Origin of the sequence: Streptomyces sp. NPDC048182 (genome assembly GCF_043202555.1) — a bacterium.
GTDB lineage: Bacteria > Actinomycetota > Actinomycetes > Streptomycetales > Streptomycetaceae > Streptomyces.
In genome coordinates, this window is sequence record NZ_JBIDAQ010000001.1 from 168,567 (window position 1) to 195,019 (window position 26,453).

At 72.7% G+C, this 26,453-nt stretch carries 27 protein-coding genes and 1 tRNA gene; 11 read left to right on the plus strand and 17 right to left on the minus strand.

All coding sequences use genetic code 11. From position 1 onward, the window contains the following. Nucleotides 1-24 precede the first annotated feature (24 nt). Complete coding sequence (locus ACGFZL_RS00845) at nucleotides 25-1,221, plus strand: PP2C family protein-serine/threonine phosphatase (protein WP_393687955.1); 1,197 nt, start codon at nucleotides 25-27, stop codon at nucleotides 1,219-1,221. Nucleotides 1,222-1,262: 41 nt separating this feature from the next. On the opposite strand, the gene ACGFZL_RS00850 is transcribed toward ACGFZL_RS00845, so the two are convergent. Both ACGFZL_RS00850 and ACGFZL_RS00855 read right to left on the minus strand, forming a co-directional pair. Beyond that, a complete protein-coding gene (locus tag ACGFZL_RS00850) occupies nucleotides 1,263-1,472 on the minus strand; it encodes a hypothetical protein (protein ID WP_393687957.1) in 210 nt (69 codons plus the stop codon). 24 nt (nucleotides 1,473-1,496) lie between these two features. Further along, the gene (locus ACGFZL_RS00855) at nucleotides 1,497-1,670 is read right to left on the minus strand and encodes a hypothetical protein (protein WP_393687959.1); all 174 of its coding nucleotides are present in this window, start codon (nucleotides 1,668-1,670) and stop codon (nucleotides 1,497-1,499) included. A 392-nt stretch (nucleotides 1,671-2,062) separates the two neighbouring features. On the opposite strand from ACGFZL_RS00855, the gene ACGFZL_RS00860 reads away from it, so the two are divergent. Next, on the plus strand, nucleotides 2,063-2,392 hold the full coding sequence (locus ACGFZL_RS00860; protein ID WP_393687961.1) for a hypothetical protein: 330 nt from the start codon (nucleotides 2,063-2,065) through the stop codon (nucleotides 2,390-2,392). 12 nt (nucleotides 2,393-2,404) lie between these two features. Here ACGFZL_RS00860 and ACGFZL_RS00865 read toward each other — a convergent pair whose 3' ends face one another. The 3 genes from ACGFZL_RS00865 to ACGFZL_RS00875 form a co-directional block, all read right to left on the minus strand. Beyond that, nucleotides 2,405-3,031: a DUF305 domain-containing protein gene (locus ACGFZL_RS00865; RefSeq protein ID WP_393687963.1), complete on the minus strand. Its 627-nt coding sequence runs from the start codon at nucleotides 3,029-3,031 to the stop codon at nucleotides 2,405-2,407. A 58-nt stretch (nucleotides 3,032-3,089) separates the two neighbouring features. Then, on the minus strand, nucleotides 3,090-3,503 hold the full coding sequence (locus ACGFZL_RS00870) for a DUF6153 family protein (protein ID WP_393687965.1): 414 nt from the start codon (nucleotides 3,501-3,503) through the stop codon (nucleotides 3,090-3,092). A 77-nt stretch (nucleotides 3,504-3,580) separates the two neighbouring features. Further along, nucleotides 3,581-4,249: an HAD family hydrolase gene (locus ACGFZL_RS00875; RefSeq protein ID WP_393688644.1), complete on the minus strand. Its 669-nt coding sequence runs from the start codon at nucleotides 4,247-4,249 to the stop codon at nucleotides 3,581-3,583. An 81-nt stretch (nucleotides 4,250-4,330) separates the two neighbouring features. On the opposite strand from ACGFZL_RS00875, the gene ACGFZL_RS00880 reads away from it, so the two are divergent. Then, entirely contained in the window at nucleotides 4,331-5,533 is a 1,203-nt protein-coding gene (locus ACGFZL_RS00880) for a helix-turn-helix domain-containing protein (RefSeq protein ID WP_393687967.1), read from the plus strand. Between the two features lie 157 nt (nucleotides 5,534-5,690). On the opposite strand, the gene ACGFZL_RS00885 is transcribed toward ACGFZL_RS00880, so the two are convergent. After that, nucleotides 5,691-5,762 (minus strand) — tRNA-Val (locus ACGFZL_RS00885). Between the two features lie 149 nt (nucleotides 5,763-5,911). On the opposite strand from ACGFZL_RS00885, the gene ACGFZL_RS00890 reads away from it, so the two are divergent. The 4 genes from ACGFZL_RS00890 to ACGFZL_RS00905 all read left to right on the plus strand — a co-directional run bounded on the left by ACGFZL_RS00890 (nucleotide 5,912) and on the right by ACGFZL_RS00905 (nucleotide 9,158). After that, on the plus strand, nucleotides 5,912-6,688 hold the full coding sequence (locus ACGFZL_RS00890) for a DUF4097 family beta strand repeat-containing protein (protein ID WP_393687969.1): 777 nt from the start codon (nucleotides 5,912-5,914) through the stop codon (nucleotides 6,686-6,688). Between the two features lie 71 nt (nucleotides 6,689-6,759). Further along, nucleotides 6,760-8,154 carry a hypothetical protein gene (locus ACGFZL_RS00895; RefSeq protein WP_393687971.1) on the plus strand — a complete coding sequence of 465 codons (1,395 nt, stop codon included), beginning with the start codon at nucleotides 6,760-6,762 and terminating at the stop codon, nucleotides 8,152-8,154. A gap of 38 nt (nucleotides 8,155-8,192) precedes the next feature. Continuing rightward, entirely contained in the window at nucleotides 8,193-8,411 is a 219-nt protein-coding gene (locus tag ACGFZL_RS00900; RefSeq protein ID WP_393687973.1) for a zinc ribbon domain-containing protein, read from the plus strand. A gap of 57 nt (nucleotides 8,412-8,468) precedes the next feature. Further along, a complete protein-coding gene (locus ACGFZL_RS00905; RefSeq protein WP_393687975.1) occupies nucleotides 8,469-9,158 on the plus strand; it encodes a DedA family protein in 690 nt (229 codons plus the stop codon). On the opposite strand, the gene ACGFZL_RS00910 is transcribed toward ACGFZL_RS00905, so the two are convergent. Genes ACGFZL_RS00910 through ACGFZL_RS00920 form a run of 3 tightly spaced genes read right to left on the minus strand, consistent with a single transcriptional unit; the run spans nucleotide 9,076 to nucleotide 13,612 of the window. After that, entirely contained in the window at nucleotides 9,076-9,888 is an 813-nt protein-coding gene (locus ACGFZL_RS00910) for an HAD family hydrolase (RefSeq protein ID WP_393688646.1), read from the minus strand. The genes ACGFZL_RS00905 and ACGFZL_RS00910 overlap by 83 nt on opposite strands. 5 nt (nucleotides 9,889-9,893) lie before the next feature. Continuing rightward, entirely contained in the window at nucleotides 9,894-12,404 is a 2,511-nt protein-coding gene (locus tag ACGFZL_RS00915) for a phosphoribosyltransferase (protein ID WP_393687977.1), read from the minus strand. Between the two features lie 41 nt (nucleotides 12,405-12,445). Then, nucleotides 12,446-13,612, minus strand: coding sequence for an HpcH/HpaI aldolase/citrate lyase family protein (locus ACGFZL_RS00920; RefSeq protein ID WP_393687979.1), 1,167 nt, complete (start codon nucleotides 13,610-13,612; stop codon nucleotides 12,446-12,448). A gap of 185 nt (nucleotides 13,613-13,797) precedes the next feature. On the opposite strand from ACGFZL_RS00920, the gene ACGFZL_RS00925 reads away from it, so the two are divergent. Next, nucleotides 13,798-14,616: a TerD family protein gene (locus ACGFZL_RS00925; protein ID WP_393687981.1), complete on the plus strand. Its 819-nt coding sequence runs from the start codon at nucleotides 13,798-13,800 to the stop codon at nucleotides 14,614-14,616. An 11-nt stretch (nucleotides 14,617-14,627) separates the two neighbouring features. On the opposite strand, the gene ACGFZL_RS00930 is transcribed toward ACGFZL_RS00925, so the two are convergent. The 6 genes from ACGFZL_RS00930 to ACGFZL_RS00955 form a co-directional block, all read right to left on the minus strand. Then, on the minus strand, nucleotides 14,628-15,368 hold the full coding sequence (locus tag ACGFZL_RS00930) for a Tellurium resistance (RefSeq protein WP_355166574.1): 741 nt from the start codon (nucleotides 15,366-15,368) through the stop codon (nucleotides 14,628-14,630). A gap of 105 nt (nucleotides 15,369-15,473) precedes the next feature. Beyond that, the gene (locus ACGFZL_RS00935) at nucleotides 15,474-16,616 is read right to left on the minus strand and encodes a DUF475 domain-containing protein (protein ID WP_355166572.1); all 1,143 of its coding nucleotides are present in this window, start codon (nucleotides 16,614-16,616) and stop codon (nucleotides 15,474-15,476) included. 47 nt (nucleotides 16,617-16,663) lie between these two features. After that, nucleotides 16,664-17,239, minus strand: a complete 576-nt coding sequence (locus tag ACGFZL_RS00940; RefSeq protein WP_393687984.1) for a TerD family protein — start codon at nucleotides 17,237-17,239, stop codon at nucleotides 16,664-16,666. A 128-nt stretch (nucleotides 17,240-17,367) separates the two neighbouring features. Next, the gene (locus tag ACGFZL_RS00945; RefSeq protein WP_355166568.1) at nucleotides 17,368-17,943 is read right to left on the minus strand and encodes a calcium homeostasis/redox stress adaptation protein; all 576 of its coding nucleotides are present in this window, start codon (nucleotides 17,941-17,943) and stop codon (nucleotides 17,368-17,370) included. A gap of 125 nt (nucleotides 17,944-18,068) precedes the next feature. Then, nucleotides 18,069-18,527: a peroxiredoxin gene (locus ACGFZL_RS00950; protein WP_355166566.1), complete on the minus strand. Its 459-nt coding sequence runs from the start codon at nucleotides 18,525-18,527 to the stop codon at nucleotides 18,069-18,071. 115 nt (nucleotides 18,528-18,642) lie between these two features. Beyond that, on the minus strand, nucleotides 18,643-19,080 hold the full coding sequence (locus tag ACGFZL_RS00955) for a DUF3052 domain-containing protein (protein WP_355166564.1): 438 nt from the start codon (nucleotides 19,078-19,080) through the stop codon (nucleotides 18,643-18,645). 359 nt (nucleotides 19,081-19,439) lie between these two features. Between ACGFZL_RS00955 and aceE the strand changes: the two genes are divergently transcribed. Further along, nucleotides 19,440-22,187, plus strand: a complete 2,748-nt coding sequence (gene aceE / locus ACGFZL_RS00960) for a pyruvate dehydrogenase (acetyl-transferring), homodimeric type (protein WP_355166562.1) — start codon at nucleotides 19,440-19,442, stop codon at nucleotides 22,185-22,187. Nucleotides 22,188-22,222: 35 nt separating this feature from the next. Further along, a complete protein-coding gene (locus tag ACGFZL_RS00965) occupies nucleotides 22,223-23,062 on the plus strand; it encodes a potassium channel family protein (protein ID WP_393687987.1) in 840 nt (279 codons plus the stop codon). Here ACGFZL_RS00965 and ACGFZL_RS00970 read toward each other — a convergent pair. Both ACGFZL_RS00970 and ACGFZL_RS00975 read right to left on the minus strand, forming a co-directional pair. After that, entirely contained in the window at nucleotides 23,047-23,352 is a 306-nt protein-coding gene (locus ACGFZL_RS00970; protein WP_355166558.1) for a small hydrophobic protein, read from the minus strand. The two genes, ACGFZL_RS00965 and ACGFZL_RS00970, sit on opposite strands and share 16 nt — an antisense overlap. 82 nt (nucleotides 23,353-23,434) lie before the next feature. Continuing rightward, nucleotides 23,435-25,051, minus strand: a complete 1,617-nt coding sequence (locus tag ACGFZL_RS00975; protein ID WP_355166556.1) for an MFS transporter — start codon at nucleotides 25,049-25,051, stop codon at nucleotides 23,435-23,437. Between the two features lie 180 nt (nucleotides 25,052-25,231). Here ACGFZL_RS00975 and ACGFZL_RS00980 point away from each other — a divergent pair, with 180 nt between their 5' ends. Continuing rightward, on the plus strand, nucleotides 25,232-26,440 hold the full coding sequence (locus ACGFZL_RS00980; protein ID WP_355166554.1) for an alpha/beta hydrolase: 1,209 nt from the start codon (nucleotides 25,232-25,234) through the stop codon (nucleotides 26,438-26,440). The last annotated feature ends 13 nt before the right edge of the window (nucleotides 26,441-26,453 follow it).

Genomic DNA, 26,453 nt, shown 5'->3' on the forward strand with positions numbered 1-26,453 from the left:
GTGCCGCACCGCAAGGAGGCAGACGTGGCGGAAGACCGGATCGGACTGGCCGAGGTCCTGGCCGCGGCCGAGAACGCCGCGCCGGTGGCCTCGCTCGACGTCGTGGCGCACAACCTGCGCCACCGGTTCGGGGCGCGGTACGTGTCGTTCCTGTTCATCGACATCGTCGGCCGGCAGATGGTGCGCGTCACCGAGGAGCAGGAGACACAGCAGAGCGGCCAGGACGACCGGGTGCCGCTGACCGGCAGCGTCTACGAGAAGGTCCTGCGCCGTCAGCGGCTGGTGCGGGAGGCCGACGCGGGGATCGGACATCGGATGCTGGCGCCGGTCACCAACCGCGGGGACACGATCGGCGTCCTCGAGCTGTTCCTGACCGACGTCACCGACGACGTCCTGGAGCAGGTCGAGGAGGCCGCCCACGCGCTGGCGTACATCCTCGTCACCGACCGCCGCTTCACCGACCTCTACCACTGGGGCCAGCGCACCACCCCGGTGAGCCTGGCGGCCGAGATCCAGCGCCAGCTGCTGCCCTCGGCGCCCAGCTGCGAGGCGGCCGAGTTCGCCTTCGCGGCGGCCCTGGTGCCCGCGGCCGACATCGCCGGGGACACCTACGACTACGCGCTCGACCCGGACACCCTGCACGTGTCGGTCACCGACGCCATGGGCCACGACGTCGACGCCGCCCTGATGGCGACCCTGCTGGTCAACGCGTCACGCGGGGCCCGCCGCGCCGGGGAGTCCCTCGCGGACCAGGCCCTGCGCACCCACCAGGCGATGCTCGACCACGGCCGCCGCACCTTCGCCACCGGCCAGCTGCTGCGGCTGGCCCTGGACGGCGGCAGCGCCCAGCTCGTGAACGCCGGCCACCCCTGGCCGCTGCTGCTGCGCGACGGTGCCGTGAGCAAGGTCAAGCTGGAGGTGGACCTTCCGTTCGGGGTCCCCGCCCACCCGTACCGTGTCCAGGACCTCGACCTGCGCCCCGGCGACCGCCTCGTGCTCTACACCGACGGCATGCAGGAACGCGAGGCGGCGGCCGTCGACCTGCCGGCCGTCGTCCGCGACACCGCGGCCGAACACCCCCGCGAGGTCGTCCGCGCCCTGACCGCCGCGGTCGGAGACGCCTGCGGCGGCCATCTCGAGGACGACGCCACGGTGCTGTGCCTGGACTGGCACGGGCCGCGCGCGGGGGGACGCCGGTCGAGTGGCGGCTCCGACATGTGACCCGGGCACGATCCTGCCCGCCTGTCCCGGCAAGAGGCGGGCTACAGGCCGAAGGCGCCGCCCTCGATGAGGATGAGCAGGCCGATGCCGATCAGGACGACCGGCAGCAGGATGTGCCCCCACCGGGCGAGCAGGACCAGGAAGACGACCGCGTACAGGCTCATGCCGCCGATGCCGGCGGTGGCGAAGACGGGCACGTAGACACCGATGTTGTCGCTGCCGTTGGCGAAGGTGACCGCGGCGACCTCCACGGCGCCTCCTTCTCCTCTTCGGGATCATGACGGTGCCGCCATGCCTGGACGGCGGCCTTGACGCCCAGGGCCAGCGGCAGCAGGCCGAGGTACGGGATGGCCGGCGCCCTGGGCGAAGAAGAGCGCCAGGACGAGGATGTCGTCGATGTTGGTGACGGCGAACAGGGCTGCCGCCTGGCCGATGATGCCGAGGTTCATGACTGCGCCCCCTGGGGGCCGGTGGCCGCGGCCGGACGCAGGCGCTGTCGTTTCGGGCATGGGTGTGCTGGGCCGGGATCTTCATGATCGACCTTCGCGCGTGGGGTGATCAGGACGTCAGGGAACGCCGATGGCCGGAGCTGTGCCCGGGAGCGGGAGAAGTCTTCGTGGGCACACCCACGTCGTTCGGCATCACGAGGTACACCAGCAGCGCGGTCGCCATCAGGACGACGACGACCCCCCACCTGCACCGCATCGCCCCTCCTCACCGCGCGGGGGGGGTCGGCATCGCACACCGCGTCACTCCCGCTGCCGGTGCTCGAACGGAAGACGCGCCCATCAGTCACGCGTGGAGCGTGCGCCTCAAAATCGAACAGGCGTACTATTAGCCTGTGGCTACGACCTATGACTTCCCCGATGACCTCCTCGCCGGTCAGGAGGAGCTGCATCAGGTCAGGGCCGAGCTGTCGGCCCTGCTCAAGCGGCTGCCGTGGTCGGTGGAACCGCTGGACGGGTTCAGTGACGAGGGCGGCTGGCGGAAGGTCGAGCGGCCCGCGTCGCCCGGCTGGTCGGCGGACGAGCAGGCCAAGGTGGAGAAGCTGCGGCAGCGGGAGCGCGAACTGGCGGTGTTCGTCAGCACGCACCGGTACTGGGCGGAGGTCACCGGCCCCGACCGGGTGGACGCCCGCGCGGGGCTCAAGCGGTCGGGGCCGGCGGCCTAGGAATCAGGCGCCTCAGCCCTTGCCGAGGAGGGCCTTCATCTCGGCGATCTCGCCCTGCTGGGCGGTGACGACCTCGCCGGCCAGCTTGTTGGCGGGGCCGTAGCGGCCGGCGGACTGCTCCGTCGTCGCCATCTCGACGGCGCCCTCGTGGTGTTCGACCATCAGGGACAGGAACATCCGGTCGAACTCGGCGCCGGACGCCTTCTCCAGGTCGGTCATGTCCTGGTCGTCCATCATGCCGGTCATGCCGGACATGCCGTCGGAGTGCTCGGAGTGGGCTGTCCCCGGCACCTTCTCCCCCCAGGCCGTCAGCCAGCCGGTCATGGTCGTGATCTCCGGGTCCTGCGCCTTCTCGATGCGCGCGGCGAGGTCCTTCACCTTCGCCGATGCGGCCCGGCCGGAAGCCATCCCGGCCATCTCCAGCGCCTGGCGGTGGTGCGGGACCATGCCCTGCGCGAAGGCGACGTCCTGGGCGTTGTGCGCCTGGGCGCCGGCCTCGGGGCTCGCGGGCGAGGCGGACGGGGTGCCGTGCGCCCCGTCGTGTCCGCCGTCGCCTCCGCAGGCGGCGAGGACGAGGGCGGCGGTGGCCGTGGCCGCCGCGAGGGCGGTACGGCGGGTCAGGGTGCGGATGTGCTGCATAGTTGTGGAACTCCTGCTGGGTAGGGGGTGATACGGGCACGCCTGAGCGACGGCGTGCCTATATCCGCAGGAGTTGGAGTTCGGCCAGGGTGGGCGGCGCTCGCGCCCCGTCCGGCGCGTCCGCCGGGTGCGCCCGCGCGACGCCCGGCGCCGGCACCACCGGCACCGGGTCGGCGACCGGCGCGGGCAGCGCGGGCCCGTCGCCCACCGCGCCGGACGCGCAGGTGGCGTCGGCGTGCCCGAGGTGCCCGCAGTGCCCGCCTTCGCACCCGGCGTGCGTCGGGGCGGCCGGGGAGAGGGAGAGCGCGTGGGTGTCGTGCCGGGTGACGGAGTGCGCCGAGTGCGCCGACGGGAGGCCCCCGCCCGGCGCCAGCCCGTGCATGCCGAGCAGCCCCGCCAGCAGCCCGAGCACACACACGGCCCGCCACCACCACACGGGCGGTCGGGGGCGCTGCTGCTCGGACGCGGTCACGGGCCCATCCTAGGGAGATCACCGGCGCCCGCACGCGCGAGGCTCGCTGGAACCCGAGCGCGGAAGGTGCCGCTTCGTCATGCCCCGATGGCGGCGAGAGCCCGGTCGGTGTCCGAGAGGTCCTCCAGCACCTCGTCGGCGCCGGCCTCCCGCAGGGCGTCGGCCGACGTCCTGCCCGTGGCCACACCGACCACCCGCACCTCGGCCTGCCGGCCTCCGTCCATGTCGGCCGGGGTGTCGCCGAGGAACACCGCACTGCCCGGGGCGACGAACGCTCGGGCGAGCGCGGTCCGGATCAGGCCCGGCCGGTCCTCGCCGTCTTCCCCGTAGGCGCCCTCGCCGAGTTCGAGGCAGCTGTCCAGGCCGAAGGTCTGGAGCTTCACCTCCGCCGCGCCGCGCACGTTGCCCGTCACCACCGACTGCCGCACACCCCGCGCAGCCAGCTCGGCGAGCAGCGTGGCCGCACCCGGGAGAGCGTGCCCGCGCTCGCGCAGTTCGGCCGCCCGGCGGACGTGCACCGCGCTCAGCGCCTCAGCGAAGGCCGCGAACAGCTCGTCGTCGTAGGGCACATCGTGCAGGCGCGCCGTCTCCCGCAAGATCACACGCTCGGTCGACCCGGTGACCGGCGCCTGCTCCCGCAGCGCCACCCCGGTCACCTCCTCGAACGCCTGGCCCCACAGCTCCCGCCCGAGTCCGCCCGTGGCCATCAGCGTGTGGTCGATGTCCCAGAGCACCAGTTCCAGCACCGGCGCCTCCTCTCTCCAGAACCGCAGGGTCCCCACGCATCCGGCACCCTACGCTCGGAACAGACAGCGAGGAGCGGGCACATGGTGGCAGCGGACCTCCCCGTCGGGGACCGGATCAGGCACTACCGCGGCGGACGTCGGCAGGACGCCGTCGCCGGCCTGGTGGGCATCAGCCCGGACTACCTCTCGCAGATCGAGCGCGGCCTGAAGGTGCCGTCGCTACCGATCCTGTACGCCTTGGCGCAGGAGCTGGGGGTGCCGATCGCGGCGTTGCTCTCCGAGCGGGCGCCCACCGATGAGGATGCTGCGGCACTGCCGGAGACCGCGGTGGGCCGGGCCCTCCTCGGCTACGGTCCGGCCCGCGGCAGCGCGCCGGTCCCCGCCGGCGTCCTCCGCGGCAGGGTCGAGAGCGCATGGCAGGACTGGCAGTCCAATCCGGCCCGCTTCACCTCGGCCGCCGAGACCCTGCCCGCCTTGGTAGCGGACATGGAGCATGCCGCGCGCGCAGCCCGTACCGGCACCGACCCCGCCGAGCGCCGGGCCGTGCTGTGCACGGCTGCCGACCTGTACTGCCTGCTGCGCTCCTATCTCCGGCGCATCGGCCGCGTCGACCTCGCCACCCTCACCGCCGACCGAGCCATGCGCGCGGCCGAGGACGCCGACGACCCGCTACGCATCACGGCCGCACGGTGGAACCTCGGCCACGTCCTCCTCGCCGCAGGGCAACCGGCCGAGGCGGAGGAGCCGGCGCTGCTCGCAGCCGAGCAGGTCGGCGCGACCCCACTTCCGGAGACCGAACGTGCGGCGATGAGCGGCGCGCTCCAGCTCGTCGCCGTGATGGCGTCCGCCCGCCGCCGCCGCTGGTTCGAAGCGCGCGAGCGGCTGCGCCGGCACGCGGCGCCCGCTGCCCGCGCGGTGCCGGACGGCAGCAACATCGGGTGGACCGTGTTCGGCCCGACCGACGTCGCGCTGCACGCCGTGTCCGTCGACATGGAGGCCGGTGAGACCGGCGAGGCGCTGCACACCGCGGATGCCATCGACACCGGCGCCCTGCCGTCGGTGGAGCGGGCGTTCACCTTCGGGCTGGAGGTGGCGTCCTGCCACAGCCAGCGCCGGGACGACGCGGCGACGTTGCTGTCCCTCCTCAGTCTGGAGACGATCGCACCGGAGGATCTGGCCCGGACTCCGCTCGCACGGCAGCTGGTGCTCACAGTGATCCGGCGGGCTCGGGCGATGCACGCCCGGCAGGCGGAGCAGCCGGCGGAGCGGATCGGCCTGGTGTAGCCGAGCCCTTGGTCCGCCCGAGCTGACAGTCCGGGTGGACGAAGCTGGGGGTGCCGCAACGTACGCCTGCGCGCCCACCTCGCGCACGCGCACCGCTGAGACGCCGGAGAGGCCCCCCGCACCACGCGGAAGGCCCCTGACCAACAGCTCTCTCCGGTGGGCGCGGACGGTTTCGAACCGCCGACATCCTGCTTGTAAGGCAGGCGCTCTACCCCTGAGCTACGCACCCGAGAACGAGTGGACAGACTACATGCCGCCCTGGGGTTAACCCCACCTCCGATCCGGGAGGCGGCCGGATCCCCCGGGAGGGTCCGGCTCCGTACGGTCGAGGGGTAGCGACGGCCTCCCGGTGCCGTCCGTCCCAGGGGGAGAACCGCCATGACCGCCCGCACCCGCACCCGCACCGCCCGCGTCCTCGGCGCCGCCGCCGTAACCGCCCTCCTCGTCACCGCGCTCGGCGCCTGTGCCGACGCCGAGGACGACAAGGAACCCGACCACCGGGCCTTCACCCTGCCCGGCGCGAACCTCACCGTCGACTCCGACGACTCGGCGCTGGAGATCGTCTCCGTGGACGGCGGCAAGCCGGGGCGGATCGAGGTCACCCGGTGGTTCCACGGGCGCGTCACCCTCGGCGGGGACCCGAAGGTGAGCTGGACGATGGACGGCGACCGGCTGAAGCTGCGGGTGCACTGCAACGGCCTCATCGCCGACTGCTCCGCCAAGCACCGCATCGAGGTGCCGCGCGGCACCGCCGTGACGGTGCGGGAGGACGACGGCAGCGTGAGCGCGCGCGGCTTCCGCGACGCGCTGTCCATCCGCACCGAGGACGGCTCGGTCCACGTCAGCGACTCCTCCGGGCCGCTCGACCTGCGCTCCGACGACGGCTCGGTGCACGCCGACGTCGACTCCCGGCGGGTCAGCGCGCACACCGCCGACGGCTCGGTGCGGCTCGGGCTCGGCACCGTGCCCGACCGGGTCGAGGCCGGCAGCGACGACGGCTCGGTGACCGTCACGGTGCCCCGGGCCACGTACAAGGTGTCCACGAAGAGCGAGGACGGCGGCGTCGACGTGTCCGTGCCGCGCGACGACACCAGCGCCCATGTGGTCGACGTGGAGACGAAGGACGGCGGAATCACCGTCCGAACGGCGAACTGACGGGCCCGTGTGTTCGTCCTGTACGGGTGGGACAATGAACCCGGGCAGGCCGGACGACACGGGAGAGGGATGTGACGGCGACACCATCGCAGCCGTACTCGCCGATGGTGCCGCGCGCGCCGCGTCCGGGGCGCCGACGGCCCCCGGGAGGCGTCCGGGACACACTCACCCTCCTCACCCTGCCGCTGCTCGCCGCCCTCGCGCTGCCCGCCGCGTTCGCCGGCGGCGGCACCCGGCGCTGGTTCGGCGGGCGGGCCGAGAGCCAGCGGGCGGAGGCGCAGGCCGCGAAGGACGCCGCCGCGGCCGCCTTCTACGAACTGGACACCGCCCAGCGGGACCTGCGGATCTCCATCGAGACCATCGCCGCCGTCGACTCCTCCCCCGACGCCCGCCGCGCGGTCGACGGTTTCGCGGCGCTCGGCCGCCGCATCGACGAGGTGAGCCAGCAGTACATCGGCGCCGTCGACGCCCATGACCTGGAGCGGGACGACCTGGAGGCGTCGGCCGCCGCCCGGGCCCGGGGCGAACTGGCCGCCGCCAAGGAGGAGCTGGAGAAGGTCAAGGAGGAGCTGGACCGGTTCGGGGAGGGGCTCGGGCCGCTGCTCGGCAAGGCCGAGACGCAGCTCGCCCGGCTCGCCCCCGCCGTCGAACGCGCCCGGCAGACCCTCCTCGCCGCCTCCGAGGCCCTCGACGCCGCGCGCGGCGCCGGGCTGCGGGCCGACGACCTCGCCGCCCGCCTCGCCGCCCTCGGCCCGGAGCTGACCCGCCTCAACCAGGGCGCCGGGCAGCACGGCGTGCCGGAGACCCTGGAGCGCGCCGAGCGGGTCGCCCGGGAGGCCGGGGCGGTCCGCGCGGAGGCGGAGCGGCTGCCCGAGCGCGCCGCCGAGATCGGCCACCGGCTGGTCTCCCTGCGCACCCGCGCCGAGGCGCTGACCACCCGCACCGCCCAGGTCGAGCCGGTCCTCAGCGAGCTGCGGCGGCGGTTCACGGCCGCCTGCTGGCAGGACCTCCAGCACGTGCCCGAGCAGGCCGCCGAGACCGTGCGGCAGGCCCAGCGCAAGCTCACCGAGGCGCAGACCGCCCGCGACGAGCAGCGCTGGCCGGACGCCACCTCCCTGCTGTCCACGGTGCGGGCGCTGCTGGGCGGCACGGACGAGGCGGTCTCGGCCGCCGGCGACCGGCTGCGCCGGCTGAACGCGGTGCAGAAGGATCCGCAGCAGGAGATCGAGCGGACCCGGTTCGCCATCCGCGACGCCCAGCGCCTCGCCATGGCCGGGCGCAACACCCCCGACCCGGCGCACGCCGGCCCGCTGGACGAGGCCGTTGCCCGTCTGGACCGGGCGGTCACCACGCTGGAGGGCCGGCACCCGGACTACTGGCACTTCCTCACCGAGACGGAGGGTGTGCGGCAGGCGGTGGCCGGGGTGGTCGGCCGCATCCGCGAGGAGCGCGGCGCCGGGCACTGACCTCCCGGTCACCCGGGGCCCCCGGCTACCCTGAGCCCATGCCTCGCTACGAGTACCGCTGCCGCAGCTGCGGCGACACCTTCGAACTGAGCCGTCCGATGGCGGAGTCCGCCGCGCCCGCCGCCTGCCCCGCCGGGCACGACGACACCGTGAAGCTGCTGTCGACCGTCGCCGTGGGCGGCTCCTCGGCCGGCGCCCCGGGCCCGGCGCCGAGCGGCGGTGGCGGCGGCTGCTGCGGCGGGGGCTGCTGCGGCTGACCCGGATACGCAGCCGACCTCAGGGTCCCTTCAGGAAGGGCTCCCTACCGTGGCCGCATGACAGCAGCCCCGCAGTGGATCACCGACCTGATGGAGGCGCTGGGCGCCCCCGGCGCGGGCCTCGCCATCGCGCTGGAGAACCTGTTCCCGCCGATCCCCAGCGAGGTGATCCTCCCGCTGGCCGGCTTCGCGGCCGGCGCCGGGGACATGGACCTGGCCGCCGTACTGCTGTGGACCACGGCCGGATCGGTGGCCGGCGCCCTCGCGCTCTACGGCGTCGGCGCGCTGCTCGGCCGGGACCGCGCCCTCGCCCTGGCCGGCCGGCTGCCGCTGGTGAAGGCGTCCGACGTGGAGCGCACCGAGGCGTGGTTCCGGCGGCACGGCACGAAGGCGGTGTTCTTCGGGCGGATGATCCCCGTCTTCCGCAGCCTCGTCTCCGTGCCGGCCGGCGTCGAGCGGATGCCGCTGCCGGTGTTCCTGGGTCTGACCGCGCTGGGCAGCGCCCTGTGGAACACCGCCTTCGTGCTGGCCGGCTACTTCCTCGGCGACAACTGGACGGCGGTCGCCGGCGTCGTCTCCACGTACTCCAAGGTGGTCCTCGGCCTCGCCGCCGCCGCACTGCTGGTCTTCGCCGTCAAAAGGACCCGGAAGCCAAGAGGCCCGGTCAGCGACCCTGCCGCGCCGCCTTCAGGAACTCCCGCAGGATCCGCTCCCCCGCCAGCACGCCGCGCTCGGCCACGGCGGTGACCGACGGCGCCGAGAACTCCGCCTCCGCCAGCTCCCCGTGGCCCGGGCGCCAGCCCCGGTCGGCGGCGAGCAGCAGGTCGGCGTCGAGGAGGGAGTCGCCGGCGGCGAGGGTGAGGTCGGCGCCGGTGCGGCGGGCGACCTCGTGCAGGGCGGCGCTCTTGGTGAGCGGCTTGGGGACGGCGTAGATCTTGCGGCCCTGCAGGGAGACCGTCCAGCCGCGGTTCTCCGCCCAAGCGGCCAGCTCCTTCACCCACTCCTCGGGCAGCAGCGGGCGCTCCACCACGAGGTAGGTGAACAGGTCCTCGGCGACGCGGTGCTTGCGCAGCCACAGCGGGTCGGCGGTGGCGGCGAGGTGGGCCTGCACCTCGGCCAGCGGGGCGCACTCGCCGGCCAGCCGGGCGGTCACCCGGGCCTGCCAGTCGGGGTCGGAGACGCCGTCCACGAGGAGGTGGCCGCCGTTGGCGCAGATCGCGTACTTCGGGGGCGGCCCGGGCAGGTTGATCCGCTGGTACTGCTTGCGGGTGCGGGTCGTCGTCGGCACGAAGAGGGCCGCGTCGCCGAGGTCGGTGAGCAGGCCGGCGGCCGTCTCGGTGACGTAGGAGAGCGGCTTGCCCTCGTAGACCTCGACGCACAGCAGCCGGGGGGCGCGCAGGTCGGGCATGGTCAGGGCGAGGGCGGCGGCGGAGTAGATGAGGGTGCGGTCGAGGTCGCTGGCGACGAGCACGGGCACGGGCATCAGAGCGACACCGCCCGGCCGTCGGCGCCGGTCGCGCCGCGGGTGTAGGCGGGGTGGATGAGGCCGACGCAGGTGTACGGCAGCCCGTCGACCTCCTCGACGGGCACCCCGCGCTGCTCTGCGAGGAGGCGGACGTGGTCCAGGTCGGGTCCGGCGCCGGTGCGGGCCAGGATCTTCCAGGGGACCCGGCGGAGCAGGACCCGGGTGGTCTCGCCGACGCCGGGCTTGACCAGGTTGACGTCGTGGATGCCGTACTCCTCGCTGATCCGCTCGACGGCGGCCCAGCCCTCCCAGGTGGGGGCGCGGTCGCCGGCCAGCAGTTCCTTGGCCTGGGTGTCGACGGCGTCGGCGACCTCGGGGAAGCGGGCGGAGACGGCGTCCAGGAAGACGCCGGAGAGGTCGGCGCCGGCGAGGTCGCGGTAGAACTTCGCGCCGTGGAAGTCGTCCGGGCCGACCAGGTCGGCGCGGAGCACGGTGCGCGAGACCAGGCCGGAGACGGTGGAGTTGAGGCAGGCGGAGGGGATCAGGAAGTCGTCGCGGGTGCCGTAGGTGCGCACGCAGGAGCCCGGGTCGGCGAGGACGGCGATCTCCGGGTCGAAGCCGCTGACGCCGTCGCTGGCCTCGAACTCGGCCAGCGCGGCGGCCAGTTCGCGGGTGATGGCGCCCTTGCCGGTCCAGCCGTCCACGAAGACGACGTCGGCCGGGTCGTGGTGCGCGGCCAGCCAGCGCAGCGCGTTGGCGTCGATGCCGCGGCCCCGGACGATGGAGACGGCGTAGTGCGGCAGGTCCAGGCCGTGGCGGTGGGCGGCCCAGCGGCGCATCAGGATGCCGACGGGGGTGCCGGCGCGGGCGAGGGAGACGAGGACCGGGCGGGGCGAGCGCTCGGCGAGGACGACCTCCGTGACCGCCCCGACGGCCCGGGCCAGCCGGTCGGCGGACTCCGCGAGGGCCGTGCGGAACAGCTCCTGGTAGCGCTCGCTGGGCTGGTACTCCACCGGCAGCGACTCGGCGTAGTGCGCGCCGCCGCTCTGGATGGCCTCCTCGCGCTCCTCGGTCGGCGCCTCCAGGGTGACGTCCGAGAGGTCCTGGAGCAGCCAGCCGACCTCGTCGGGCGGGTAGGAGCCGAAGGCGGGGCCGCGCAGCGGCTCGGGCAGCATGGGGGGCCTTTCGGTGGGGCGCGAGACGGCGGCGGGTGGTACGTACGAGGGGACGACGGCGAGGACCACGTGCGGCACCTGCGCCGCGAGCCGGGCGAGGAGCCCGTCGGGCGCGTGCAGCGCGGGGGTGTCGGCGGCCGAGTCGACCACGGCGACGACGGTGTCGAAGCCGGCGCCGGCCACGTTGTAGGCGTACCGCTCGCCGGGTCCGTCGGCCGGGTCGTCGTGGGCCGGGAAGACCAGGCGGGTGCGTATCGCGTAGCCGGGGTCGTCGACGGCGAGGACGGGTGAGCGGGTGGTGGTGGAGTAGCGCACCTCGGCCGGGCCCTCGGAGGACTCCAGCGCCGTGGCCAGCCGCAGCGGGGCGTACATCAGCTCCTCGTTGCCGAGGACCAGGACGCGGCGGGCGCCGGCCGGCAGCGCGGCGGTGAGCTGCCCGGCCAGGGCGGGCAGGGCGGCCTCCAGGCGGGCGCGGTGGGCGGCGGTGAAGCCGTGCCGGCCGCCGTCGGGGAGGCCGGCCGGCCAGTCCAGGGCGACGCGGGTGACCTCGCCCGTGCCGGGCCCCGGCTCGGCGGGGGCGGGTGTCTCGTGCCGGGCGACCAGCTCCTGCCCCTTCTCCAGCACCCCGTCGGGCAGCCGCACCGTGCCCGAGGCGGCCGTCACCAGGTCCACGCGGGCGCCGATCTCGCGCGCGAAGGCGTCCAGGCGGCCGGCGTCGGCGGGCGAGCGCATGTCGACCAGGGCGACGACCACGTACCGCTCGCGCGGGTAGCGGGCGTGCAGGGCGCGGATCGTGTTCAGGACGGTGTTGCCGGTGGAGAACTCGTCGTCCACCAGGACCAGCGGCCCGTCGCCGGCGAGCAGCGCGGGGTCCTCCGGGAGCAGCAGGTGGGAGGTGGCGTGCGAGTGGGACTCCTCGAAGCCGCCGGCCTGCGCGACGCCGGGGACGGGACGGCGGGTGGAGTGCAGGTACGTGACCCCGCTGATGCCGGTGCCTCCGCCGATACCGGTGCCTCCGCCGAGGCCGTCGGCGACCGAGTGGCCGAGGCCGGTGGCGGTCTCCGCGTAGCCGAGGACGACGGCACCGGCCGCCGCCTCGTCGCCGAGCAGCTCGCGGACCCGGCGGCCCAGCGCCGTGCCGTGGCCGTGCACGACGGACGGGGACTGCGGGACGTGCTTGCCGAGCACGTTGGAGACCAGCAGGTGGGCCCGCTTGGGGTTGCGGCGCAGGGCGAGCCCGAGGAGGCCCGGCAGGGACTCGTCCCCGGCCAGGCCGACGCCGAGCCGCTCCGCGACCCAGGTGCCGGACCAGATCCCGGCGCGCCCCTCGGCGTGCTGCTGCCCTTCGGCCATGTGCGGGTGCCTCCCGTGGTTCGTGCTCTTGTGCATCGGTGTCAGCCGGCCAGCCCGGCGGTGAGCAGGTCGACGAAGCCGACGTCCTCATGGGCCACCCCGAAGACCTCCGCGCGCAGCAGGGTGCGCTCGGCCCAGGCCCGGTGCGGCTTCACCTCGTTCATCTTGTTCGTGTACGCCGATCTCAGGACGCCCCCGCCTTCGCGCTCGGGGCGCAGGATGTCCTGCGCGTCGCTGTACTCCTCGTGGCTGACCACGGACAGCGCGTGCACCGGCAGGACGTGCGAGGGGTGGATGCAGGTCTTGCCGAGCAGGCCGTTGGCCTGGTCCAGGGAGATCTCCCGCAGCAGGCCGTCCATCGCGTGCTCGATCAGCTTGCGGCGCAGGTCGGCGGCCTGGACCTCGGCGAAGGGGCTCTGGCGCAGCTGCGGCTTGAACATGCGCTCCTGGACGTGGAAGTACTCCCACACCGGGCCGGTCACGGTGAAGCCGGTGCCGTCGGCGCGGCCCAGCATGTTCACCACGTCGGCGATGACGGAGGCGACGACCTGGACGTCGTAGGCGGTGATGTCGGGGCCGCGGCGCAGGCCGTAGGAGGAGCAGAAGTCGGTGACGCCCAGGCGCAGGGCGAGGACCCGGTCGCGGTACTTGTCGACGGCGCGGAAGATGCCCTCCAGGGTCTGCACGCGGGACTCGCGGTACAGCAGGTCCGGGGACTCCAGGACGGGCATCGCGAACAGCCGCCGGCCGCAGGCGCCCTCGGCGGCGTCCAGGGCCTCCAGGAAGGGCACCCCGCGTTCCTCGGTGAACTTGGGCAGCACGAATCCGGACAGCGTGCGCACGGCGGGGCCGAGGCGGCGGACCAGGTCGGGGATCTGGCCGGGGGTGCGGACCCGGACGAAGAGCAGCGGGACGTCCGCGCCGGCCCGGGCGTCGAGGTCGGTGAGCTGGCGGACCAGGTTCTCCTCGCCGGCCGCCACGTCGGCGTCGTCGATGGAGTCCTCCAGGCACAGCACCATCGACACCACGCCGCGCGCCGCCTGCTTCAGCACGTCGTCGGCGAGGCGGGGGCGGGTGGCGGGGCTGTAGAGGGTGGCGCCGAGGGCGGTGGCCAGCACGCGGGGCGAGGAGGCGGTGGTGAAGTCGCGCGGCGCCCGGTGGAAGAGGCGGTCCCGCGCTTCGGGAGCGAGGTGCCCGAAGTGACGCATGAGTACTCCCCCGTGGTGTCTGGGCGACCGGTGTGGCGCCGAAGGTGGCCGGTAATAGTACGTAGGTGTCCATGTCGGAGGTTCCCGCCGACCGTGAATTCCAGGTAACCCCGCCATGTCGGGCGAGGACCGAGTACCCCGACCCGCGTTGTCGTGACCAGGACCGAGAGGGCAGGATGACCGGCATGACGCACGCGATGCTGAAGGGGTCGAACGTCCCGCTGCGCGCCACCACGGTACGCGCCGTGCTGCGCTGGACGCCGGGGCAGGGGGTGCCGGACGTGGACGCCTCGGCGCTGCTGCTCGGGCCCGACGACCGTGTGCGCTCGGACGAGGACTTCGTCTTCTACAACCAGCCGCGGCACCCGTCCGGCCAGGTGTGGCGGCTGGGCAAGAAGCGGGTCGGCGAGGCGCTGACCGACACGATCCAGACAGACCTCGCGGGCGTCGAGGCGCAGGTGCGCCGCGTGCTGCTTGTCGCCTCGGCGGACGGGGTGGCCTTCGACCGGGTCCGGGACCTCAGGATCGCGGTGTACGACGCGGCGGCCGGCGACGCGGAGCCGCTCGCGCACTTCGACGTGCGGCCGGAGACCGGCCAGGAGACGGCGCTGATCTGCGGCGAGCTGTACCGGCGCGGGGACGGCTGGAAGTTCCGGGCGCTGGGCGAGGGGTACGCGAACGGGCTGAAGGGCCTGGCGACCGACTTCGGCATCTCGGTGGACGAGGCGGAGGCGGCCGAGGACCCGGCGCCCGCCGGAGCGGTGCCCGAGCCGTCCCGGCCGCTGCCGCCCGAGCAGCCCCCGGGGGCCTCGGCGCAGGCCATGACCGTGCCCGTGCAGCCCACCTACGGCTATCCGCAGCAGCCCCCGCCGGCCCAGCCGGCCTACGGCTACCCGCAGCAGCCGCCGCCCGCCCAGCCGGCCTACGGCTATCCGCAGCCCGCCGCGGGACCCGACCCGGACTTCCGGCTGCCGCCGCAGGGCCCGCAGTTCGTGGGCCGGTAGCGACCAGCGGCTCAGCGCTCGACCTTGGTCTTGTAGCCGCGCCCCCATTGCAGGCCCCAGCCGTACAGCCGGTCCAGCTCGCCCTGGAAGCCGTAGACGAACTTCACCTCGCGGCGCACCATGATCTCGCCCTTGACGTTCTCGATCATCACCACGGCGCAGGAGCGGGCCTGCGGGTGGCGCTCGTCGAGGCCGATCTCGATGCGCGGGCCGTTGCTCGGGTAGAGCGTGACGACGGCGTGCGTACGGTCGAAGGCGGGCGTCTGGTCGTAGATGTACGCGAAGAGCAGCAGCCGTTTGATGGCGTCGCGGTGGTCGAGGTTGACGTAGATCGTCTCACCGGACGCCGAGCCGAACCGGTCGTCGCCGCTGAGCTTGACGTACGGCGGGGCGTTGACGTCGCCGAGCAGGCCGCCGAGCGGCTGGACGACGCCCCGGGTACCGTCCGCCAGCTCGTAGAGGCAGCCCAGGTCGAGGTCGACGTTGACCATGGACTGGCTGTGCCCGACGACCTCCGGGGGCCGCAGCGCCTTGAAGGGGTGGCGCAGCAGGCTCTCGCGCTGGGCACCGAGGATGTCGGAGGTCCGCATCCGCCAGGTCAGGTTGACGCGCAGGTGGCCGGTGGCCGCGCCCTGCCGGGTCAGGGAGACCTGGCTGTGCCGCTTGGTCAGCTCGATGGAGTTGGTCGCCGCGCTGCCCGAGTCGAAGTGGTCGGCCGTGCGGCCCCGCCACAGTCCGTCCAGGATCCCCATGCCCCACCCCATGTCCGTGCCACTGCCGTCACCGCCGACGGGGCGGCCCCGAGGAGTCGTCCTCGCCGGCCGCCCCGCTGAGAGCGTTCCTCCTCAGAGGGGTCCTCACACGCCGGAGGAGACCTCCGCCTGCTCACTGTCGCCGGCCCCGCCCTGGGCCTCCAGGGCGCGGTTGCGGCGCACGGAGGACCAGAAGGAGGCGGCGATGAGGATGACGCCGACCAGGCCGGTGATGACCTCGTTGATCTCGTACTGGATGGTGACCAGGAGGATCACGGCGAGCGCGCCGATGGCGTAGTGCGCCCCGTGCTCCAGGTACACGTAGTCGTCCAGGGTGCCCTGGCGGACCAGGTAGACGGTGAGCGACCGGACGTACATCGCGCCGATGCCCAGACCCAGCGCCATCAGCACGATGTCGTTGGTGATGGCGAAGGCGCCGATCACGCCGTCGAAGGAGAACGAGGCGTCCAGGACCTCCAGGTAGAGGAACATGAAGAACGCGGCCTGGCCGGCCAGCTTGACCGCCGAGCGGGGCTTGCCGGTGCGCTCGGCCTCCTCTTCCTCCTCGTGCTCCCGTTCCTCCTCCTCTTCGAGTTTGTCCTCGAAGTAGCCGGAGAGGCCGCCGACGATCATGTACGTGATCAGGCCGGCGATGCCCGCCAGGAGCACCGTCTCGGTCTTGTCGACGTGTGCGCCCCCGTGCTGGTGGGCGTGGGCGGCGAAGGTGAGCGCGGAGACGATCAGCACGATCAGGGCGATGCAGACCGACAGCATGTCGACCTTGCCCAGCTTGGCCAGCGGGCGCTCCAGCCACTGGAGCCACTTGATGTCCCGGTCCTCGAAGATGAAGTCGAGGAAGATCATCAGCAGGAACATGCCGCCGAAGGCCGCGATCGCCGGGTGCGCGTCGGTGACCAGCTGCTGGTACTGGTCCTTGTCGGTGAGCGCGAGGTTCACCGCCTCGACCGGGTTGAGCTTGGCGGTGACCGCCACGATCACGACGGGGAAGACCAGCCGCATGCCGAAGACGGCGATGAGGACGCCGACGGTGAGGAAGATCTTCTGCCAGAAGGCGTTCATCTTCTTCAGGATCCCGGCGTTGACCACCGCGTTGTCGAAGGAGAGCGAGATCTCCAGGATCGAGAGGATCGCGACGATGCCGAAGGCGGTCCATCCCCCGTAGAGGACCGCCGCGACCAGGCCGAGCGCGGTGACCGCGAACGACCAGCCGAAGGTTTTCAGAAGCACTGGCTACCCAATCGTGTGAACGGGGCTCCCCCGCGCCGTACCCGGCTTTACGAAACGTTGACTCCGAAGTCTAGAGCGATCCCGCGCAGCCCGGACGCGTACCCCTGTCCCACCGCCCGGAACTTCCACTCGCCCTGGTAGCGGTAGAGCTCGCCGAAGATCATCGCGGTCTCGGTGGAGGCGTCCTCGCTCAGGTCGTAGCGAGCCAGCTCCTGGCCGTCGGCCTGGTTGACCACCCGGATGAAGGCGTTGCTGACCTGGCCGAAGGTCTGGCCGCGGGCGTCGGCGTCGTGGATGGAGACCGGGAAGACGATCTTGTCGCAGTGCGCCGGCACCTTGGGGAGGTCGACCAGGAGCGACTCGTCGTCGCCCTCGCCCTCGCCGGTGAGGTTGTCGCCGGTGTGCTCGATGGAGCCGTCGGGGCTCGTGAGCTGGTTGTAGAAGACGAACCACTCGTCGCCGAGCACCCGGCCCCCGCTGCACACCAGCGCGCTGGCGTCGAGGTCGAAGGGTGCTCCGGTGGTGGAGCGCGCGTCCCAGCCGAGCCCGACCAGGACCTGCGTGAGGTTCGGTGCGGTCTTGGACAGGGAGACGTTGCCGCCCTTGGCAAGCGTGACGCCCATGGTGAATGTCCCTCCCCGGGTGATGGTTCTGGTTTCCTGCACGTCCGGCGCCGCACGTAAACCGTGCGGCGCCGGACGGTGGGGGCGGGTGACTCCCCGCCCCCGGGGTGTCCTCGGTCCGGGACCGGTCAGACGTTCACGCCGAAGTCCTGGGCGATGCCGCGCAGGCCCGAGGCGTAGCCCTGGCCGATGGCGCGGAACTTCCACTCGGCGCCGTTGCGGTACAGCTCGCCGAAGACCATGGCGGTCTCCGTGGAGGCGTCCTCGCTCAGGTCGTACCGGGCGATCTCGGCCTCGCCGGCCTGGTTCACCACGCGGATGAAGGCGTTGCGGACCTGGCCGAAGGACTGCTGGCGGTTCTCGGCGTCGTAGATCGAGACCGGGAAGACGATCTTGTCGACCTCGGCGGGGACGCCGGCGAGGTTGATCTTGATCTGCTCGTCGTCGCCCTCGCCCTCACCGGTGATGTTGTCGCCGGTGTGCTCGACGGAGCCGTCGGGGCTCTTCAGGTTGTTGAAGAAGATGAAGTGCTGGTCGTTCGCGACCTTGCCCGAGCTGTCCAGGAGCAGGGCGCTGGCGTCCAGGTCGAAGTCGGTGCCGGTCGTGGTGCGGACGTCCCACCCCAGACCGACGATGACCGCGGTCAGGCCGGGGGCCTCCTTGGTCAGCGAAACGTTGCCGCCCTTGCTGAGGCTGACTCCCACGAGTCCTCCATTGATGTCCGGGGGGCGTGGCCCCCACGTGCGTCGGATGTCATGCGGTGGTGCAGGATCAACGGTTCGATCCTAGTGACGGGTTCCCGTGACGCGCAGGCCCAGGGGCCCGGGGATCACAGGGTGTCGAGCGCCTTCACGTACGCGGACAGGTCCCGGGCGTCGGGCAGGCCGTTCACGACGGTCCAGCGCACGACGCCCTCCCGGTCGATGACGAAGGTGCCGCGCACCGCGCAGCCCTTGTCCTCGTCGAAGACGCCGTAGGCGCGGCTGACGTTGCCGTGCGGCCAGAAGTCGCTGAGCAGCGGGTACTCCAGGCCCTCCTGCTCGGCGAAGACGCGCAGGGTGTGGATGGAGTCGTTGGAGACGGCGAGCACCTGGGTGTCGCGGTCGGCGAACTGCGGCAGGTTGTCGCGCACCTCGCACAGCTCGCCGGTGCACACGCCGGTGAAGGCGAACGGGTAGAAGATCAGCACCACGTTCTTGCGGCCGCGGAACTCGGACAGCCTCACGGTCGCGCCGTGGTTGTCCTTCAGCTCGAAGTCGGGGGCCTTGTCGCCGACCTGGATGGCCATGTCGTGTTCATCCCTTCGGGGGGTGGTTCGCTTCGATCCACCCTACAAAGGGATCTTCACGCGTCACGGGTGGACCGGCGGGCGCCGGTCCACCCGGAGGTGCGGAGCGCGGGCGCTACCGCTTGGACTTGGCGGCCTTCGGCGTCACCAGCCGGCTGCCGCTCCAGTCGGGGCCGACGCTGACGCTCTTGGCCGCCGTGAGGCCGGCGGTCGTCGCGGCCTCCGAGATGTCGCTGGCCTCGACGTACCCGTCACGGCCGGTCTTCGGCGTGAGGAGCAGGACGGACCCGCCCTCCTCGATGTACGTGATGGCATCCACCAGCGCATCCGTCAGGTCGCCGTCGTCGTCACGGAACCAGAGCACCGCGGCGTCGGCCACGTCCTCGTAGTCCTCGTCCACCAGGTCGCCCTCGACGGCGCCCTCGATGGCCTCGCGGAGCTCCTCGTCGACGTCGTCGTCGTAGCCGATCTCCAGGACCACCTGCCCGGGCTGGAACCCCAGCCTGGCGGCAGGGTTCGTCCGCTCCTCCGCGTGGTCCGCGGTCGCGCTCACGGGTTGCCTCCTGATCATGTTGCAGAGATTGTCTCGGCCTCGCGCGTGCGCGAAGCGTTGGCCGTAGTCCACACGTGCGGGACGGATCGCGCAAGTACCCGGCGTCCGGGACCGCCGAAACGGTGACGATCCGGGCCGTGTCCCCGCAACCCCAACCGCGCCGTCGGACCGGAAGGTGACGTACACCACACCTATCTGCCCCGTTTGCGTATTTGGGAACCCTGCGAGGGTACGAGACTCGAATAGACCTGCCCCCGATCCGCCCGGGCAATCGGTTACCCCGGGGTACGGATGACGTCCGCTGCCGTGCGGTACACCATGGGGACGGCGAAGATGCCCTCCGACAGCGAAGGAACAGCGTGGCTTCCGCATCCGATCGCAATCCGATCATCATTGGCGGCCTTCCGAGTCAGGTACCTGACTTCGACCCGGAGGAGACCCAGGAGTGGCTCGACTCGCTCGACGCCGCCGTGGACGAGCGCGGCCGGGAGCGGGCCCGCTACCTGATGCTGCGGCTGATCGAGCGGGCCCGCGAGCAGCGCGTGGCCGTGCCCGAGATGCGCAGCACGGACTACGTGAACACCATCCCGACCCGCAGCGAGCCGTTCTTCCCGGGCAACGAGGAGATCGAGCGCCGCATCCTCAACGCCACCCGCTGGAACGCGGCGGTGATGGTCTCGCGCGCGCAGCGCCCCGGCATCGGGGTCGGCGGCCACATCGCGACCTTCGCCTCCTCGGCGTCGCTGTACGACGTGGGCTTCAACCACTTCTTCCGCGGCAAGGACGAGGGCGACGGCGGCGACCAGGTCTTCTTCCAGGGGCACGCCTCGCCGGGCATCTACGCCCGCGCGTTCCTGCTCGACCGGCTCGGCGAGGAGCACCTGGACGGCTTCCGGCAGGAGAAGTCCGCGGCGCCGCACGCGCTGTCCTCGTACCCGCACCCCCGCTCGATGCCGGACTTCTGGGAGTTCCCGACGGTCTCCATGGGCCTCGGCCCGATCGGCGCGATCTACCAGGCGCGGATGAACCGCTACATGCACGCGCGGGAGATCGCCGACACCTCGAAGTCGCACGTGTGGGCCTTCCTCGGCGACGGCGAGATGGACGAGCCGGAGTCGCTGGGCCAGCTGTCCATCGCCGCCCGCGAGGGCCTGGACAACCTGACCTTCGTGGTCAACTGCAACCTCCAGCGCCTGGACGGCCCGGTGCGCGGCAACGGGAAGATCATCCAGGAACTGGAGTCGGTCTTCCGCGGCGCCGGCTGGAACGTGATCAAGCTGGTCTGGGACCGCACCTGGGACCCGCTGCTCGCGCAGGACCGGGACGGTGTGCTGGTCAACCGGATGAACACCACCCCGGACGGCCAGTTCCAGACCTACGCCACCGAGCCCGGCAGCTACATCCGCGACCACTTCTTCGGCGACGACCACCGGCTGCGCGCCATGGTCGAGAACATGACCGACGACCAGATCCTGCACCTGGGGCGCGGCGGCCACGACCACAAGAAGATCTACGCGGCCTACAAGGCGGCCCTGGAGCACAAGGGCCAGCCGACGGTCATCCTGGCCAAGACGGTCAAGGGCTGGACGCTGGGCCCGAACTTCGAGGGCCGCAACGCCACGCACCAGATGAAGAAGCTCACCGTCGACGACCTCAAGGGCTTCCGCGACCGGCTGCACCTGCCGATCTCCGACAAGGAGCTGGAGTCCGGCGCCCCGCCGTACTACCACCCCGGGCGGGACACCGAGGAGATCCAGTACATGCACGACCGCCGGCAGCAGCTCGGCGGGTACGTGCCGACCCGGGTGGTGCGCTCGAAGCCGCTGGCGCTGCCCGAGGACAAGACGTACGCGACCGTGAAGAAGGGCTCGGGTCAGCAGTCCATCGCGACGACCATGGCCTTCGTGCGGCTCCTCAAGGACCTCATGCGGGACAAGGAGCTGGGCAGGCGGTTCGTGCTGATCGCGCCGGACGAGTACCGCACGTTCGGCATGGACTCGTTCTTCCCGAGTGCGAAGATCTACAACCCGCTCGGCCAGCAGTACGAGTCGGTCGACCGTGAGCTGCTGCTCGCCTACAAGGAGGCCCCGAACGGGCAGATGCTGCACGACGGCATCTCCGAGGCGGGCTGCACCGCGTCGCTGATCGCGGCCGGCTCGGCGTACGCGACGCACGGCGAGCCGCTGATCCCGGTCTACGTCTTCTACTCGATGTTCGGTTTCCAGCGCACCGGCGACCAGTTCTGGCAGATGGCCGACCAGCTCTCGCGCGGTTTCGTCCTCGGCGCGACCGCCGGGCGCACGACCCTGACCGGCGAGGGCCTCCAGCACGCCGACGGCCACTCGCAGCTGCTGGCCTCGACCAACCCGGCGTGCGTGGCGTACGACCCGGCGTACGGCTTCGAGATCGCGCACATCGTGCAGGACGGCCTGCGCCGGATGTACGGCTCCGACGAGGAGCACCCGCACGGCGAGGACGTCTTCTACTACCTCACCGTCTACAACGAGCCGATCCGGCACCCGGCCGAGCCGGAGGGCGTGGACGTCGAGGGCATCCTCAAGGGCATCCACCGGCTGAGCCCCGCCTCGGCGGGCTCGATCCCGGCGCAGATCATGGCGTCCGGGGTGGCCGTGCCGTGGGCCCTGGAGGCCCAGCGGATCCTCGCCGAGGAGTGGGACGTGCGGGCCGACGTCTGGTCGGCGACGTCCTGGAACGAGCTGCGGCGCGACGCCGTGGCCTGTGAGGAGCACAACCTGCTGCACCCCGAGGAGGAGCAGCGGGTGCCGTACGTGACCCGGAAGCTGGCCGGGGCGCAGGGGCCGTTCGTGGCGGTGTCCGACTGGATGCGCTCGGTGCCGGACCAGATCGCGCGCTGGGTGCCGGGCACCTACCAGTCGCTCGGCGCGGACGGCTTCGGCTTCGCGGACACGCGGGGCGCGGCGCGGCGCTTCTTCCACATCGACGCCGAGTCGGTGGTGGTCGGGGTGCTGACCGAGCTGGCCCGCGAGGGCAAGGTGGACCGGTCGGTGCTGAAGCAGGCCGTGGACCACTACCGGCTGCTCGACGTGACGGCGGCCGACCCGGGCGCGGCGGGCGGCGACGCATAGGCCCCCTTTCCAGCGCGGGTCCTTACGATGCGCGCATGGACACGGGGGACGCGCGCGTCGAGAAGGTACCGGCAGGGGTGGCGCAGGGGCGCTGGGAGCGGCTGACACAGCGGCCGCTCCTGGCGCTCGCCGTGCTCTTCGCCGTCGCCTACGCGGTGCCGATCGTGGACGCGTCGACGGGGCCCTCGGTGACCGTCGCGTGCGCGGTGACCGAGTGGGTGGTGTGGGGCGCCTTCGCGGTGGACTACGCGGTGCGCCTCGCGCTCGCCCCGCGGCGCGGGCGGTTCATGCGCTCCAACTGGCTGGACCTGTGCGCGGTGGCGCTGCCGCTGCTCCAGCCGCTGCGGCTGCTGCGCCTGGTCTCGACGCTGCTCCTGGTGGGGCGGCGGGCCCGGATGGCCTCGCAGATACGCCTGACGACCTATGTCGCCGGGGCGGTGGTGGGGCTGCTGATGTTCGGCTCGCTGGCGGTGCTCTCGGTGGAGCGGGACGCGCCGCACGGGAACATCCGGACGCTCGGTGACGCCGTCTGGTGGTCGTTCACGACGATGACCACCGTCGGCTACGGCGACCACGCGCCGACGACCGGCCTGGGCCGGGTCCTCGCCGTCGGCCTGATGCTGTCCGGCATCGCCCTGCTCGGTGTGGTCACGGCCAACATCGCGGCCTGGTTCATCGCCCGCTTCGACCAGGACGACGAGGAGGAGCGCCGCCAGACGGAGGCGATCCACGCCCTGGCGCAGGAGATCCGGGCGCTGCGGGCGGAGGTGGCGGAGCTGCGGGGGCGTCCGGCCGGGGACGGCGACGACATGGCTGGGCCCCCGGACGGTGCCGGGGGCCCGGTGGTGCCGTGTGCGGGTCAGAACATGCCGTAGCCGGGGGAGGCCGCGCCGGCCAGCCAGATGATCGCCAGCAGGGTATCGATGGCACCCAGGACCAGGGCGACCACGGCCGTCACCGGACGGGAGCCCGACCAGCTGCGCCCCATCGCGAGCCAGCCGCAGACGACCGCCGCGGGGCCGAGGATGATCCCCAGCACGAAGAAGCCGGCGACCGCGCACACGACTCCGATGATCGCGAGCGTCGCCCGGTCCGGCCCCCCGTGCGACCACGTCCGGCCGCCCGGGCGGGGGTTCCCGCGCGTCCCGTGTCCGAAGCTCGTCATCGTCAACTCCTTCCGATGACGAGCGGGTACCCCGGGATCGCGCGGGCAAGTCCCTTACCGTGCCCGGGCGTTGGGCAGGCCGTCAGATGTGGCCGACGCCCGCCCCCGCGTCCGCGTTCACGCCCCGCTTGGTCAGCAGCGCCACCAGCACCGCCACCGCCGCGACCCCGGCGGCCACCAGGGACGCCAGGCTCATGCCGGAGATGAAGGTGTCGTGCGCGACCTCGGTGATCTTCGCGGCGATCGGCTCAGGGGTGCCCTGGGCGACCGGAGCGACGCCGACCTGGACCGCCTCGGACGCCTGGTCCAGCTGGCCGGGCGCCAGCTTGGGCAGACCGGCGTCCGCCCAGTTGCCCGCCAGGTCGCCGTCGACCTTGGAGGCCATCACCGCGCCGAGCACGGCCGTGCCGAGGCTGCCGCCGATCTGCATGGCCGCCTGCTGGAGGCCGCCCGCCACGCCGGACAGCTCCATCGGGGCGTTGCCCACGATGACCTCGGTGGCGCCGACCATGACCGGCGCGAGGCCCATGCCGAGCAGCGCGAACCAGATGGACATGACGGCGCTGCCGGTGCCGGTGTCCAGCGTGGACATCCCGAACATGGCGACGGTGGTGCAGATCATGCCGCCGGCCAGCGGGATGCGCGGCCCGACCTTGGTGATGGCCGCGCCGGCCAGCGGCGAGGCGACGATCATCATGCCGGTGAGCGGCAGCAGGTGCAGGCCGGCGTCGATCGGGCTCATGCCGTGCACGTTCTGCAGGTAGAAGGTGACGAAGAACAGGCCGCCGAGGAAGGCGATGGCCATCAGGACCATCAGCACCACGCCGGCCGACAGCGGCACGGAGCGGAACAGCCCGAGCGGGATGAGCGGCTCCTTGACCTTCGTCTCCCAGAAGGCGAACAGGCCGAAGCCCACCAGGGAGGCGCCGATGAACAGCCAGGTCGTGCCGTCGCCCCAGCCCCAGGCCGGGGCCTTGATGAGCGCCCAGACCAGGCAGAACATCGCGGCGGACAGCAGCGCGATGCCGAGCAGGTCGAAGGAGCGCGGCGCGTTCTCGGCGCGGTGGTCCAGGAGGATGAGGAGGCCGAGCAGCAGGGCGACCAGGCCGACCGGCACGTTGATGAAGAAGACCGACTGCCAGCTGACGTTCTCCACCAGCACGCCGCCGAGGATCGGGCCGCCGGCGGTGGAGGCGCCGATGACCATGCCCCAGATGCCGATCGCCATGTTCAGCTTCTCGGCCGGGAAGGTGGCCCGCAGCAGGCCGAGCGCGGCCGGCATGAGGAGCGCGCCGAACAGGCCCTGGAAGACGCGGAAGACGACGACCGCGGCGATGCTGTGCGACAGGCCGATGGCGCCGGACGCGGCGGCGAAGCCGGTCACGCCGATGAGGAAGGTCTGCCGGTGCCCGAAGCGGTCGCCGAGCTTGCCCGCGGTGATGAGGGAGACCGCGAGCGCGAGGAAGTAGGCGTTGGTGATCCACTGCACGTCGGCGAAGCTCGCGTGCAGGTCCTTGGCGATGGCCGGGTTGGCGATGGCCACGATGGTGCCGTCGAGGGCCACCATCATGACCCCCACGGCGACGGTGATGAGGGTGAACCACGGGTGCCCGCGCAGCCCGGCGGCCGGTGCCGGATCCGGCGGGCCGGACGGAGTGCCCCCCGGCCCCGCCTTGTCGATGGTGGTCTGACTAGTCATACAAGGAAGGCTAGTGACAGCCACTGACAACTGACAAACACATTCAGCAGTCGGTCGCTGACACGACATGCCCCTTGATCGACGATCACCGCAGGTGGAGCCCCGTACCACGGTTTCGAAACGTGATCCGTGTCACTGGATTGCCGTGAGACCGGCTCGTTCTCCTAGTGTGTCCTCCCAGTGACTTCCTTCGACACCTCCCCGCACCCGAACGTCTGGCGCCTGCTGCTCGCGCTGGCCGTGGTGTTCGTGATGCTGGCGACCACCGGCTGGACCGCCCTGCGCAACCACCGCGGCCCGACGGCGCTGGAAGCCTCGGTCGCCGCCTGGGACCACGGCCGGCTCGACGGCCGCCGGCTGCCGGACGCCCGGACGGAACCCAGCCGCCTCGCCCTCTTCTTCGCCACGCTCGACGCCCGCGAAGGCGCCCGCCTCGCCGACCGCTACCCGCTCGCCGTCGGCAACATGAACGGCGCCCCGGTCGAGCTGCGCTACCGAGCCAACCGCGCCGCCCTCACCACCGCGCGCACCGACGAGCGCGAGCGCCTGCACGATCCACGCCTCTCCCCCGCCGGGCAGCGCGAGGCAGGGCTGCGCATGGACCGCTACACGGACCTGCTCGCCCCCGGCCGGCACGTCCTGGCCTTCGACCCGGCGGGTTCGGGACGGGTCGCGGAGGTCTTCGGCGACCTGGACCGCGCCCGGCGCGTGTCGGTCGTCGTGCCCGGCGTCGACACCGACCTGCTCACCTACCAGCGCACCGGGCGCCGCTACAGCGCGCCGGCCGGCATGGCCGGTTCGCTGTACGACGCCGAGCGCGCGGCGCGCCCGGGGGCCCGCACCGCGGTGATCGCCTGGGCCGACTACACCGCGCCCAGCGGCCTCGGCCTGGAGGCGGCCACCGCGGGCCGCGCCGTGGCCGGGGCGCACCGGCTGAACGCGCTGCTCGCGGCGCTGCCCGGCCGGGCACCCGTCTCGCTGTTCTGCCACAGCTACGGCTCGGTGGTGTGCGGCCGGGCCGCGGCCACCGCCCCCTCCCGGGTGGCGGACATCGCGGTGGCCGGCAGCCCCGGCATGCGCACCGACAGCGCCGCGCACCTGCACACCGCCGCCCGCGTGTGGGCGATGCGGGACGCCGACGACTGGATCGCGGACGTGCCCAACCTGGAGGTCGGCGGTCTCGGCCACGGAGCGGACCCGGTCTCCCCGGCGTTCGGGGCGCGGCTGCTGTCCGCGCACGGGGCGCACGGGCACGCCGGCTACTTCGTGCCGGGCACGGAGAGCCTGGAGAACTTCGCGGAGATCGGCGTCGGGGCCTATCGCGACGTGGCCTGCGCGGGGGACGGTGTCTCGTGCCGAGCCCAGCTACCCGCAAGCTCGGCGGCCTGAGGGCCGGTTCGCC